12 protein-coding genes are annotated in these 12,914 nt (G+C 62.4%); 8 read left to right on the top strand and 4 right to left on the bottom strand.

The genetic code is table 11. The annotated features are described in order from the left end of the window. Positions 1–32: 32 nt before the first annotated feature. The 4 genes from srlA to ptsP are packed head-to-tail and all read left to right on the top strand — an operon-like array spanning position 33 to position 4,251. On the top strand, positions 33–794 hold the full coding sequence (srlA, locus tag ACODTY_RS18555) for a PTS glucitol/sorbitol transporter subunit IIC (RefSeq protein WP_156464962.1): 762 nt from the start codon (positions 33–35) through the stop codon (positions 792–794). 17 nt (positions 795–811) lie between these two features. Next, on the top strand, positions 812–1,825 hold the full coding sequence (srlE, locus tag ACODTY_RS18550) for a PTS glucitol/sorbitol transporter subunit IIB (protein WP_488995685.1): 1,014 nt from the start codon (positions 812–814) through the stop codon (positions 1,823–1,825). 22 nt (positions 1,826–1,847) lie between these two features. Next, complete coding sequence (locus ACODTY_RS18545) at positions 1,848–2,228, top strand: PTS glucitol/sorbitol transporter subunit IIA (protein WP_488995684.1); 381 nt, start codon at positions 1,848–1,850, stop codon at positions 2,226–2,228. A 46-nt stretch (positions 2,229–2,274) separates the two neighbouring features. After that, complete coding sequence (ptsP, locus tag ACODTY_RS18540; protein ID WP_488995683.1) at positions 2,275–4,251, top strand: phosphoenolpyruvate--protein phosphotransferase; 1,977 nt, start codon at positions 2,275–2,277, stop codon at positions 4,249–4,251. Between the two features lie 92 nt (positions 4,252–4,343). On the opposite strand, the gene ACODTY_RS18535 is transcribed toward ptsP, so the two are convergent. Further along, positions 4,344–5,150 (bottom strand): hypothetical protein, encoded by an 807-nt coding sequence (locus ACODTY_RS18535; protein WP_488995682.1) that lies wholly within the window; start codon positions 5,148–5,150, stop codon positions 4,344–4,346. Between the two features lie 154 nt (positions 5,151–5,304). Between ACODTY_RS18535 and ACODTY_RS18530 the strand changes: the two genes are divergently transcribed. The 4 genes from ACODTY_RS18530 to ACODTY_RS18515 all read left to right on the top strand — a co-directional run bounded on the left by ACODTY_RS18530 (position 5,305) and on the right by ACODTY_RS18515 (position 10,062). After that, positions 5,305–6,315, top strand: a complete 1,011-nt coding sequence (locus ACODTY_RS18530) for a sugar-binding transcriptional regulator (RefSeq protein ID WP_488995681.1) — start codon at positions 5,305–5,307, stop codon at positions 6,313–6,315. A gap of 62 nt (positions 6,316–6,377) precedes the next feature. Next, complete coding sequence (locus tag ACODTY_RS18525; RefSeq protein ID WP_488995680.1) at positions 6,378–7,118, top strand: FadR/GntR family transcriptional regulator; 741 nt, start codon at positions 6,378–6,380, stop codon at positions 7,116–7,118. Positions 7,119–7,169: 51 nt separating this feature from the next. Beyond that, positions 7,170–8,720, top strand: coding sequence for an alkaline phosphatase family protein (locus ACODTY_RS18520; RefSeq protein WP_488995679.1), 1,551 nt, complete (start codon positions 7,170–7,172; stop codon positions 8,718–8,720). 112 nt (positions 8,721–8,832) lie between these two features. After that, positions 8,833–10,062 (top strand): MFS transporter, encoded by a 1,230-nt coding sequence (locus tag ACODTY_RS18515; RefSeq protein WP_488995678.1) that lies wholly within the window; start codon positions 8,833–8,835, stop codon positions 10,060–10,062. On the opposite strand, the gene ACODTY_RS18510 is transcribed toward ACODTY_RS18515, so the two are convergent. The 3 genes from ACODTY_RS18510 to ACODTY_RS18500 all read right to left on the bottom strand — a co-directional run bounded on the left by ACODTY_RS18510 (position 10,059) and on the right by ACODTY_RS18500 (position 12,908). After that, positions 10,059–10,508 carry an RrF2 family transcriptional regulator gene (locus ACODTY_RS18510; RefSeq protein WP_488995720.1) on the bottom strand — a complete coding sequence of 150 codons (450 nt, stop codon included), beginning with the start codon at positions 10,506–10,508 and terminating at the stop codon, positions 10,059–10,061. The genes ACODTY_RS18515 and ACODTY_RS18510 overlap by 4 nt on opposite strands. A gap of 222 nt (positions 10,509–10,730) precedes the next feature. Continuing rightward, positions 10,731–11,717 (bottom strand): thiosulfate ABC transporter substrate-binding protein CysP, encoded by a 987-nt coding sequence (gene cysP / locus ACODTY_RS18505; RefSeq protein WP_488995677.1) that lies wholly within the window; start codon positions 11,715–11,717, stop codon positions 10,731–10,733. Between the two features lie 144 nt (positions 11,718–11,861). Continuing rightward, complete coding sequence (locus ACODTY_RS18500; protein ID WP_488995676.1) at positions 11,862–12,908, bottom strand: sulfate/molybdate ABC transporter ATP-binding protein; 1,047 nt, start codon at positions 12,906–12,908, stop codon at positions 11,862–11,864. Between the last annotated feature and the right edge of the window lie 6 nt (positions 12,909–12,914).

The following is a 12,914-nucleotide window of genomic DNA, read 5'->3' as shown; positions in this document are numbered from 1 at the left end:
GATAGTAGGGCAGCGCGGCATTAGGAGGAAAAATGTCTGTATTTTCAATGTTGGCGCAGCATGCCGACTTGGCCATGCAGAACCTGCATGTCGCGGGTTCGATGGTCTCGGATGCTGCCTTGCACGGCAAGCTTGCCGTGGAGCATGCCTCGGACCAACTCGTCGTTCTGGCTCAAGCGGATAGTGGCAACCTCACGGTCGACCAGTTCCGCGAAAAGCTGAACGAAGTGCAGCAGGAAGAGCAGCTTGGCTGGCTTACCGCCATCGGCAAGTACTTTATCGGCATCTTCCAGAAGGGCGGCGAAGTGTTTGCCGGCTTCGTCACCGGCATCATCCCGACGCTCGTCGTGCTGATGACGGCATTTTACGCGGTGACCGAACTGGTCGGCGAAGAACGCGTTCACGGCTTGGCACGCGGTGCCGGCAGGATCGCGCTCACCCGCTACACGGTTCTGCCTTTGCTCGCCGTGTTCTTCCTGACCAACCCGATGGCTTACACCTTCGGTTCGTTCCTGGAAGAAAAGCACAAGCCGGCCTTCTACGACGCGGCCGTTTCCTACGTGCACCCGCCGCTCGGCCTGTTCCCGCACATCAATCCGGGCGAATACTTCGTCTGGGGCGGCATTCTTGTGGCGCTTCTCGAGCTTGAGAAGAAGGGCGCTGTCGCCAGCGGTTACCACATCCAGGTGGCCATCTGGTACGCCATCGTTGGCCTCGTCGTCATCCTGTTCAAGGGCATGTTGACCGAACGCATCACCGCCATCATGGCACGCCGCCAGGGCGTTGAGCTTTAAGCGGGCGGGAGGAAAACATGGCCAAGACATACAAAGCCGTTAAGATTTCCAAGGGCTCCGGTGGTTGGGGCGGCCCGCTCGTCATCCAACCCACCGATCAACGCAACAAGGTGGTGTCCGTCACAGGCGGCGGCATTCATCCGGTCGCAGCCCTGATCGCCGAGATGACCGGCGCCGAAGCCGTGGATGGCTTCAAGGCGCCGCCGGTCGAAGGTGAAATGGCGGTCGTCGTCGTCGATTGCGGCGGAACCGCCCGGTGCGGAGTCTATCCGCGCAAGCGCATCCCGACCGTCAACCTGACGCCGGTCGGCCAGGCTGGGCCGCTCGCCCAGTTCATCACCGAAGACATCTATGTATCAGGCGTCAAGCCGGAGAACGTCGCCATGGCCGACGGCTCGGAAGCAGTGACAAGCGCGGGGGGCGCAGCATCCATGGCATCAAGCAGCAGCAGTTCGTCTTCCAAGGCGTCGGCGGCCCAACCACTGCCGAATGAAGGCGGCTTCGTAAATCTGATCAGCTCGATTGGCCGCGTCATGGGACGGGTGGTCGGCATCTTCTTCAATGCCGGTCGCCGCACCATCGACCAGGTCATCCGCAACGTCCTGCCGTTCATGGCGTTCGTGACCATGCTGATCGGCCTCATCCTCTATACCGGCATCGGTGACGTGCTGGCACAGCCGATGGGACCGCTCGCCAACAACATCATTGGTCTGCTGATCATCTCGGCCATCTGCGGCCTGCCGTTCCTGTCGCCCATATTGGGACCGGGCGCGGTGATCGCGCAGGTCATCGGTGTCGCCATCATCGGCCCGCAGATCGCCAACGGCACGATCTCGCCGGCAATGGCCCTGCCGGCGCTGTTTGCCTACAACACGCAGGTGGGCTGCGACTTCGTTCCGGTCGGTCTGGCGCTTGGTGAAGCCAAGCCGAAGACGATCGAGATCGGCGTGCCGGCGGTGCTGATCAGCCGCCAGATCATGGGGCCCGTCTCCGTGCTGTTCGCATGGGTCGTCAGCCTGTTCGTTCTGTAAGTTAGAAATCGAGGTTCGCCACATGACCGTTCTTTTGAGAACACGGGTTACGGCTATCGGGCCCGAAGTGGCGGACCTCGCCGAAGGCGGCGTTATCATCCTGTTCGCAGATGGCTCGCCGCCTGAACTGGCCGAAGTCTCCGTTCTGCACAAAACGGAAGAGGGGCCCAGCGTCGGCGCACCGCAGGTCGGTGCGTCGATCGCCATCGGCCCGGTATCCGCCACGATCACAGCCATTGGTCCGAGCGCGTGGGCGAAAGTGCGTGAAATCGGCCATGTCGTGATCACGTTCAATGGCGCCGGAAGCGCTGAAAGGCCGGGCGAGATATGCGCCTCGCCGGTCGAGACCGATGAACTCGTCGCCGCATTGAAGCCGGATACGGTCATCACGATCGCGGCCTGAAATCTGGCCGTTCCGCGGCCGCATTGAGAACAACAGAGTAGATGTGATGGAACGCTCGACGATCGTCAGGGTGCACGAAGGTCTGCATGCCCGCCCGGCCACAAGGTTCGTCAAGCTCGCCAAGAGCTTCGAATGCGAAATCGACATCATCAAGGACGGCAAGGCGGTCAGCGCCAAGAGTTCCGTCAAGCTGATGCTGCTCGGCGTCAAGGAAGGGCAGGAAGTCACCGTGCGCGCCAACGGCGCGGATGCCATCGAGGCGGTCGAGGCGTTGATCGCCTATCTCGAAAACCCGCGTGCCGGCCTGGAAGAAGACGACACGCCGAATGCCGATAGCGCAGTTGCGGCCGTGCCTCAGCCTGCAGCGCCGCCGCTGCGGGCCGCCCCCGCCTCCGATGCCGGTCTCTTCGGCATCGCAGCCAGCGAGGGCGTGCATCTCGGTCCGGCCTTCGCGCATTTCCCACCCGAAATCCGCTCCGACGGACGCTCGCTTGCAGCGCATGAGATCGAGCCGGAACTGACGAAATTCCTGGCGGCGATTGCCGCCGTGCGCAACCGCATGGACAAGGCATTGGCGGACGAGACGCTGGCAGGTGGCGATCGCGGCATTGTCGCGGCGCTGCGCGATATCGCAGGCGACGACACGCTGGTGGGCGACACGGTTGCGATGATCCGCGAGGGCACCGATGCCGTTGCTGCAACCATTGCCGTGAGTTCAAGGCTGGCGGAGGAATTTGGCGCGGTCGAGGACCCGTACCTCAATGCCCGCGCCGACGACATGCAGGCGGTGGGGCGGCAGATATGCCTGGCGCTGCTGGGGCAGGACGATGTCAGCCTCGAACAGATACCCCAAGGCGCGGTGCTGATAGCCGACGATATCGGCGCATGGGATCTCGCCCGCGCACCCTTGAAGCGCATTGGCGCCATTGTTTGCGGCCATGGCGGGGCGACGTCACACATCGCCATCATCGCGCGTTCGCACGGCATTCCCGCAGTCTTGGGGTTGGGTGAGCGGGTCGCTGAACTGCGCTCGGCAAAGGTCGTTGCGGTCAACGGCAATTCAGGCGCCATCATTGCCGATCCCGATGCCGGGGCACGTGCGGACTATGAAAAGCGCATGGGCGAGGCCAAGGCCGAACGCGATGCGCTGACCATGTACAGGGACACCGTGCCGACCCTTGCCAACGGCACCGTTATCGAGGTCGCGGCCAATCTTGGATCGCTGGAAGAAATCGAAGCGGCCAAAGAAGCGGGCGCCATGGGCGTCGGCCTTTTCCGCACCGAGCTCTTGTTCATGCGCCACATGCACCTGCCGTCCGAGGACATGCAGGCCGAGACCTATGGCGCGCTTGCCAAGGCATTTGCGCCATACCCGGTCATCGTGCGTACTCTCGACATCGGCGGCGACAAGCCGATTGCCGGCATCGAGTTCCCCGAGGAAGAAAACCCGTTCTTAGGCTGGCGCGGCATCCGCATGTGCCTCGACCGGCCGGATATCTTCAAGCAGCAGTTGAGGGCGCTTTTGCGCGCCGCGGTCCACGGCAACGTCAAGGTGATGTTGCCTATGGTTTCCGACCTCGACGAGGTTCGCAGTACCCGCGTGCTGATCGAGGACTGCAAGACGGAACTGAAGCAGCAAGGCATTGCATTCGGAGAGTTCGCGCTCGGCGTCATGATCGAGACACCGGCTGCGGTGTTGATTGCGCCGGCACTGGCCAGGGAAGTGGCGTTTTTCTCCATCGGCACCAACGACCTGACCCAGTATGTCATGGCCGCCGACCGGCTCAATCCAACCGTGGCCAAGCTCAACGACGTTGCCAATCCGGCGGTGATGGCGGCAATCGAAATGACGGCGAAGGCCGGTGTCGAGGCGGGCATCATGGTCGGCATGTGCGGCGAGGCGGCTGGCCGCCCCGATCTCATACCAGCGTTCATTCGCATGGGCCTGACCGAGCTTAGCATGAGCCCGGCGTCAGTTCCGCGTGCCAAGAAGGTGGTCGTCGAACTGGGCAAAGCCGGGTGATGCAACGCGGGCTTCCGTTGAATTTGATTCAGCGGAAGCGCTTACGGCGTTGTTTTTCCAGCCTTTTGGCTTCTTCGGGGCGGGTGCCTGTCTCAACGCAAGTGAAACAGCAACATCGCAAAGACCGGCGTAAGCTCGGCAATTGGATCGTTGCCGCGGCAGGCGGCTATGATCCTGTCGAGCCGCGCCTCGACCGCCAGCGCCGCGATCTCCAGAGGATCAGAATCCAGCTCTTCCGCCGAACCGATGCTGGCCAACCCGCAGGCGAGTGCCGCCGGCGCCAGAAGCGATACAGTCAGCGCGCTTTCGGCTTGCATCAGGTTCTTGACTGCACCTTCCGGTATCTCAAGCCTGAGTGGACGCTGGTGCAGGAATTCAACCACCAATGCGGCGCATATCTGCGCAACCTGCGCCGTGCGGTCGGTCTCGCCTGTCGTGTTGCCAAGCGCCGCCAGCAGGTCCGGATGGCGCTGCAGCATCGCAGCGTGGACGGCGGCAAAGCTTGCCTCATGGACGCGGTCGGCGCTGGCGTTCCTGCGCGCCAGCATGGTCTTGACCAGATAGTACATGTCGCGGCGGAATGCCCGCTCTCCGGCCAGCACGTTTTGCCTGCCGTTGAGAGGGAAATAGGTCTCGAACGAACGGGCCGCACCTGCCTGTCGCCCATCATAGGGCACCAGCGTTTCAGCCGCCGTCATGGCGTCGTCGAAGGCGCTCACGGCATGTCCGAGCAGGCCTTCGATCTCGCGGAGCGGAAACGGCACGGAGCCGCCCGCGCCCGGCAATGGCAACAGGTTGGAACGGCCGCTGTCGTGGCGGCGCTGACGGATGGCCTGGCGCACATCGCGCAGCCGATCCTTCAGGTTGATGCGTACCTCTTCGGAGATTTCACGCAGCATTTAACGCCTCGGCTTCGTCTGGGTCCCGTGCTGAACTGGTGCAGCGTCGAAAGTAGGATTGTTCCCAACACGCATACTCGGTCAATAGATCATATTGTGCAGTTGCGCCGAATTGCTAAGGAATGGTGAACGAATCTCGGGGGAGTAAAAAGCATTGGCAAGAAAGCCGCGCAGGAGCGCCGGGTCGGCCGACGACCAGGCAACCAGCCATGTGGCCAGCGAAAGCCGCAGCGATCGTCTCAGGATACGCGCGGCGTGGATGTATTTCATCGAGCAGATGACGCAGAACGAAATCGCCGATGTGCTCGGCATCGGACGCGTGACCGTGGTGCGCATGCTGGCCGAAGCGCGTGCGCGCGCCGAGGTCAAGATCGCCATTGAAAGCGAACTGGTCGAGATCGTCAGACTGGAAAGGGCGCTGGAAAAGGCGTTCGGCCTCGAACAGGCCATCGTTGCGCCCTTGTCAGCGCCGGAGGCCGATCCCATCCCGGCCATTGCCGCCAAGACCGGAAGCTTCGTGTCCGAAACCATGAAATCGGGCATGCGGGTGGGCGTGGGTTGGGGCCAGACCCTGTTCGGCAGCCTGCCTTTCATCAGCTCCAAATCGCTCAGCGACTTCAAGGTGATATCGCTTCTTGGCGGGGTCGGCGTGGCGCGCCGGTTCAATCCGGCGGAATTCGCCTGGCGATTCGCACAGGCCTTCCAGGGCGACGGCTATCTCATCCCGACGCCCGCCGTGGTCGACAGCGTTGCAACCAAGGTGGCGCTGGTCGAACGGTGCGGCCTGCAGGAAATCTTCCAGCTTGCCGATTCGCTCGATGCCGTGCTGGTCAGCATCGGCGGCATCGCTTCGGCCACGACGTTCTACCGCGGCGGGTTCCTCAAGGATTCCGACCGGGAGGCCCTGCTCGCGCGCGGAGCGGTCGGCGACCTTCTGTTCCATTTCTTCGACAGGAATGGCGATCTTGTCGATCATCCGGTCAACGATCTTGTCATGTCGGTCGAGGTGGATCGCCTGCGCCGCGCGCCCATGCGCATCCTCACCTCCGGCGGGCAGGAAAAGATCGAGGCGCTGCTTGGCGCGATGAACCTTTTTGCACCCACTGTGCTGATCACCGACGAGGAAAGCGCGCGCCGCATGCTCGACGCGCACAAAGCCGGCTAGCCTTGACACTTTCTCCGCCACCGTCTTTCTGACGCAGGCTCCGGCCCGTAGGCGAGGAAAGCATGGACGAGAAGAAATCCAGACCAAGGCCGTCCCGCTCGCGCGAGACGCTTTCCGATTCAGGGTCCAGCCTGCACGCCTCGCTTGCCAATGAAATCGGGCAGCGCATCGTGCGCGGCGACTATGCACCCGGAACGATCCTGCCCAACGAGGCGCAGTGGTCGCAGGAGTTCGACATCAGCCGCTCGGCCGTGCGCGAGGCGATCAAGATGCTGATGGCCAAGAGCCTGTTGGCGTCTCGACCCAAGATCGGCAGCCGCGTCGAGCCAAGGGAGCGCTGGAACCTGCTCGACCGCGACGTGCTGGCCTGGTACGCGGCTTCGCCTGACCGCGAGGCGTTCCTCAAGTCGGTGCAGGAATTCCGCCACATCATCGAACCCGAGGCTGCGGCCCTTGCCGCGACACGCCGCACCGATGCGCAGATGGCCGAGATATCTGATGCCTGTCGCGTCATGGGCACGGCGACTTCGCTGGAAGAGCGCACGGATGCGGACACGCGCTTCCATCTTGCCATCCTGCAGGCATCCGGCAACGATCTCATGGTGCCGCTCGGCGTGCTGATCGAGCAGGCTTTCCACCACCTGTTCCTGTTCACCACGCGCGAAGGTGACGATCTGGCGGTGGCGCAAGCACTGCACGAAACGGTGGAGCGCAACATTCGCCTGCGTCGCCCGCAGGCCGCGCGCCGCGCCGTGCGCAAACTTCTCGCCGCCACCGACAGGACTATTGCGCGCGGCTCCTGAAGGCTCCCATGATTGGGTTCGCAAACTGATTCCGGGAATGGGACCAAGTCGTTGACCGCTAAGCCGAATGTCCTGTTCATCTGCGCCGACCAGTGGCGGGCGGACTGCATTTCCGCGCTCGGCCATCCCAATGTGCGCACGCCCAATCTCGATGCACTCGCCGCCGATGGCGTGCTGTTCAAGAACCACTTTGGCCAATGCACGCCGTGCGGACCGTCGCGGGCGAGCCTGCTTACCGGCCTCTATTTGATGAATCACCGCTCGGGCAGGAACGGCACGCCGCTCGATGCCCGCCATACCAATGTTGCGCTGGAGGCCCGCAAGGTGGGTTATGAACCGGCATTGTTCGGCTATACCGATACCAGCATGGACCCGCGTGGGCGCGATCCGGACGATCCGGTGCTCACCGGCTACGACAAGGGCGTGTTGCCGGGCTTCGACGCGGCGCTCCATCTGCCCGACGACATGGCGGCCTGGGTCGCCCATCTCGAGACGCTGGGCTACAGCCTTCCCAATGGCCGCGACGATGCCTTTCGCCCGCGCCAGCCGTTCGACTTGCCGCATGATCGCGGCTTCCGCTTCATTCCCGCGATTTATCCGGCTGAGCAAAGCGAAACCGCCTTCCTGACCGACCGCTTCATCGACTGGATGTCGGAGCGCGAGCACACGCCGTGGTTCGCGCATTTCGTGTTCTATCGGCCGCATCCGCCGCTGATCGCGCCTGAACCCTACAACGCGATGGTCGATCCGAAGGACGTGGTTTTCCCCGCGCGTGCGCCTTCGCTCGCCGAGGAACGACGCCAGCATCCGCTGCTGGCCTACGAACTGGAGCGCATCGGCGAGCCGGGTAAGTATGACGAGCACAGCCCGTTCAATCCGGTCGAGGCCAACGACCTCGAAATCCGCCAGATGCGCGCCGCCTATTATGGTCTCGTGTCGGAGGTGGACCATCATCTCGGCCGCATCATCGCGCACCTCAAGGCGACGGGGCAATATGAGCGCACGTTGATCGTCGTCACCAGCGATCACGCCGAGATGCTGGGTCAGCATCATGTCTGGGGCAAGGAAATATACTTCGATCAGGCGTTCCACTTGCCGCTGGTGATCCGCGATCCGCGACCGGAGGCCGATGCCGCAAGGGGCATGCAGGTGGCGGCTTTCACTGAAGCAATCGACATCATGCCGACCATCCTCGATTGGCTTGACCTTCCAGTGCCGCGCAGTTGCGACGGCGCTTCCTTGCTCGGGCATGTTCACGGCGCGCCGCCGGCGAACTGGCGCGGGGAAGTGTTTTTCGAGCACGATTTCCGCACCGTGAAGGCCCAGCGGGCCGAGACCGCGCTTGGCATCAGCTCGGACGAGTGCAGCTACGCCGTCATCCGCGACGCGCATTACAAATACGTGCACTTTGCGGCATTGCCGCCGCTATTGTTCGACCTCTCCACCGACTCCGATGAAATGCACAATCTGGCCGACCGTCCCGAGATGGCAGCGGTCGTGCGCGACTATGCGCAAAAGATGCTGAACTGGCGTCTCACCCATGCCGAACGCACCCTGACCAACATGCAGTTGACCAGCGAAGGCGTGTTTTCGCGCCCCTAGATCTCCACCGAAGTTGGAGCGACGGCTTTCCGCGTGTGGTGCAGCAGCGCCGGGAACTGAGCGCGTATGCTCAGCCTGAACCACTATCAGGCGCAATCGGACCGGCGGCACAGTGCATACTTCCTCGACCGCATCCGGCGCTTCTCCCATTGACGGCCCCTATGCCTGGCTTCGGCTGACGATTTCGCTGATCCTCGGCACTATCGGCGGGGCGGGCATGTGGGCGGTGATCGTCGTTCTGCCTTCCGTACAGGCCGAATTCGGCATCGACCGCGCCAGCGCTTCACTGTCCTATGCGGCGACGCTGGTTGGCGTCGCTGTAGGCAATGTCATCGTAGGCCGGGCAATCGATACGGTCGGCTATTGGCGTCCGGCGCTGATTTCGTGCCTTGCCCTCGGTTCAGGCTTTATCCTTGCCTCGCTGGCGCACTCGAACATGCAGTTCGTCCTGGCGCACGGCTTCCTCATCGGTATCGGCACGGCGGCCAATTTCGGGCCGCTCATCGCCGACATTTCGCATTGGTTCCAGCGCCGCCGAGGCGTGGCAGTCGCGGTGGCGGCGGCCGGCAATTATATCGCAGGCACGATCTGGCCTGCGCTGATGCCGTGGGCAATCGAGGCGGAGGGGTGGCGTTTCACCTATGCCGGAATTGGCGTCATCTGTCTCGCCGCGATGATACCTTTGATCCTGTTGCTGAGGCGACCGGCGCCGCATGAAGCCTTTTTGGTGGAAGGCAATGCAAGGCCGATGCTGGCAAGCTCGCTTTCGCCGCGCGTGCTGCAAATCATGCTCGTCATTGCGGGGCTGTCCTGCTGCGTTGCCATGTCGATGCCGCAGGTCCATCTGGTGGCCTATTGCATGGACCTTGGCTACGGCATGGCGCGCGGATCGGAGATGCTGGCGTTGATGATGGCGGCCGGCATCATCAGCCGTATCGGTTCCGGCTTCATTGCAGACTGGATCGGAGGCGTCAGGACGGTGCTGCTCGGCTCGGTCCTGCAGTGCCTTGCGCTTTTGCTCTACATTCCGTTCGACGGACTTGCCTCGCTCTACGTCGTCTCGCTGGTCTTCGGCCTGTCGCAAGGCGGCATCGTTCCAAGCTATGCGGTCGTTATCCGCGAGTATCTGCCCGCGAAGGAAGCGGGGCAACGCGTCGGCATCGTCATCACCGCGACGATCCTCGGCATGGCGCTCGGCGGATGGATGTCCGGGTGGATCTACGATCTGACCGGCTCTTACGCGGCCGCGTTCCTCAACGGCATTGCGTGGAACCTGCTCAACATCTTCGTCATGCTGACGATCCTGTCGCAGTCGCGCAGGCAGGCTCAGGTGGCTGCCTAAAGCCCCGAAGCCAGATCGGCCGGAAAATCGTCGTTGTCGGCGTCGCGCATGGCGGCAAGGCTACGGTTGTCCAGCACGTCGGCAATCGCCTGCCTAACCTCCAGCATCATGTGACGGACTTCGCATGTCGTCTCGTCGCAGTCATCGCAACGCTGGTACTGTGTGCGGCTGGCGCAGGAAATCGGCGCCAGCGGGCCGTCGAGCACGCGGATGACGTGGCCGATCTTGATGTCTGCCGCCGAGCGCGCAAGCCGGTAACCGCCGTCTTTGCCCTTGCGGCTCTGGACAAAACCGGCGTTGCGCAGCTCGCCAAGGATTGCATCGAGGAATTTCTTGGGAATGTGGTTGGCAACCGCGATGTCGTTTACGAACGCCAGTTGCTCCGGCGGCAGGCGTGACAGGTGCACGAGTGCCTTCAGACCGTATTTGCCTTTTTTCGTGAGCATGCCCGAGACAGTTCTTGGAGTGGTCATGCGGCGGTATCACAAGCCGACTTTACGCATAGTCGCAAGCCTACCGTCGCTCTACGCAAGATAGGGCCCACTAAATCCATATACAATATAAAACATATTGATTTTTCGTGACTTTTCGGCCGATCCGGCAAAGTGGTCGCAAAAATGGAAAAGCCGGCGCGAAGCCGGCTTTCCCTTGGATTGGCTACAGACAGATCAGCGATTGCCGTAAATCTGGTCGAGCAGCGCGCCGGAGGCGAAATGCTCGGCCTGGACTTTGTCCCAGCCGCCGAACACCTCTTCCACCGTTACCAGACGGACATCGGGGAAGTTGGCCTTGAACTCAGCCAGCACTTTTTCGTCGTGCACGCGCAGGCCATTTTCAGCCTCGATCTTCTGGCCTGCCGGCGAATACAGGAATTCGAGGTAGGACTTGGCCAGATCGCGCGAGCCGTTGGCGTCCGCCACCTTGTCCACGATGGCGACCGGGAACTCGGCCAGCAGGCTGACCGAAGGCGTCACCTGCTCGAAATTGCCTTCGCCGAATTCCTTGCGCACGCCATAGGTTTCGGATTCGAAAGTGATGAGGACGTCACCCAATTCGCGCTCCACGAAAGTCGTGGTGGCGGCGCGCCCGCCAGTGTCGAACACCGGCACATGGTCGAAGATCTTGGTGATGAACTCCTTCACCTTGGCGTCGTCGTTGTTGAACTTCTCCTTGGCGTAGGCGGTTGCCGCCAGATAGGTGTAGCGCGCGTTGCCGGAGGTCTTCGGGTTGGGGAAGATCACCTGCACGTCGTCGCGCACCAGATCGTCCCAATCCTTGATGTTCTTCGGGTTGCCGGCGCGCACCAGGAATGACGGCAGCGAATAGAAGGGCGAAGCGTTGTTGGGGAAATCCTTCTGCCAGTCGTCGGTGACGAGGCCGTTCTTGACCAGGAAATCGATATCAGTGACCTGGTTGAAGGTAACCACGTCGGCGGCAAGGCCCTCGACGATGGCGCGCGCCTGCTTGGACGTGCCGGCATGCGACTGGTCGATGGTGATGCCGGGATGTTCGGCGACATAAGCCTTGTTGATCGCCACGAACAACTCGCGGGCAACGTCATAGGAAGCGTTGAGCAGCTTGTCGGCGGACCATGCCGAGGCCGAGGACAAAAGCAGACCCGCAGCGGCGGTGGCGGCAAGCAAAAGGCGTTTCATGATGGGCTCCAATGAGAGTGGTTCCATCATATAGCCGGAGCAGGCTTTGGCCTTCGAGGCACACCGCTGCCGCAATTGGAGGTTGAATAGAAATTCGACCTCACTAACCGCCTCTTTCGAGGCGATTATTCCAGTGCCTTCAAATCATTCCGCAGCAGATGGAAAAACCTTCCATTTGCGCGGCCTGAACGCGATGCGGCTCTTCTGTGCCGCCGGGTGATCGACCGGAAGCTCGATCTCGACACGCTCGCGATGACCGCCGATTTCCAGTTCCACGCGCTTGGTGCCTGCCACGCGCCTGATGGAAGCGACCGTGCCTGCAAGGCAACCGGCGCACTCGTCCAGCAATTCGACATCGTGCGGGCGGAAGAACAGCGTTGCCGGGCCGGCCGGCGCGTCGGGCGCGGCAAGACCGATCGGGCGGTCGGTCAGCCAGACCTGGCCATCCTCGACCTTGACCGGAAGCGAACTTGAATCGCCAATGAAGCCGTAGACGAAAGGCGAGTTCGGCTGGTCGTAGACCTCGTCGGCGGTGCCGACCTGCTCGATGCGGCCCTGGCTCATCACCACGACGCGGTCGGCAAGTTCCAGCGCCTCTTCCTGGTCGTGCGTCACGAACACGGTGGTGTGGCCGGTGGCGTCGTGAATCTCGCGCAGCCAGCGGCGCAACTCGCGGCGCACCTGGGCATCCAGTGCGCCGAACGGCTCGTCCAGCAGGAGCACCTTCGGCTCGATCGCCATGGCGCGGGCGAGCGCCACGCGCTGGCGCTGGCCGCCGGACAACTGCGCCGGATAGCGTTTTTCGAGACCGGACAACTGAACCAGGTCGAGCAGCGTCGAGGCGCGCTTGCGGATTTCATCCGCGGGCGGTCGCGTTGCAGACGGACGCACCTTGAGGCCGAAGCCGATATTGTCGGCCACGGTCATATGGCGAAACAGTGCATAGTGCTGGAACACGAAGCCGACATTGCGTTCGCGGATCGATCGTTCCGAGGCATCTTCCTCGCCAAAGAAGATCTTGCCGATCGTCGGCTGTTCCAGCCCGGCGATCAGCCGCAGCAATGTCGTCTTGCCCGAGCCCGACGGCCCGAGCAGCGCGATCAACTCACCTGAACGGATGTCGAGCGAGACATCGTGCAGGGCAGGGAAGGTGTCGAATTCCTTGCGGACGTTTTCTACGCGAACTTGCATGAGGTA

The organism is Mesorhizobium sp. FG116 (assembly GCF_057809835.1).
Note: the sequence above shows the minus strand (reverse complement) of the source record. Positions and strands in the feature narration are given on the sequence as shown.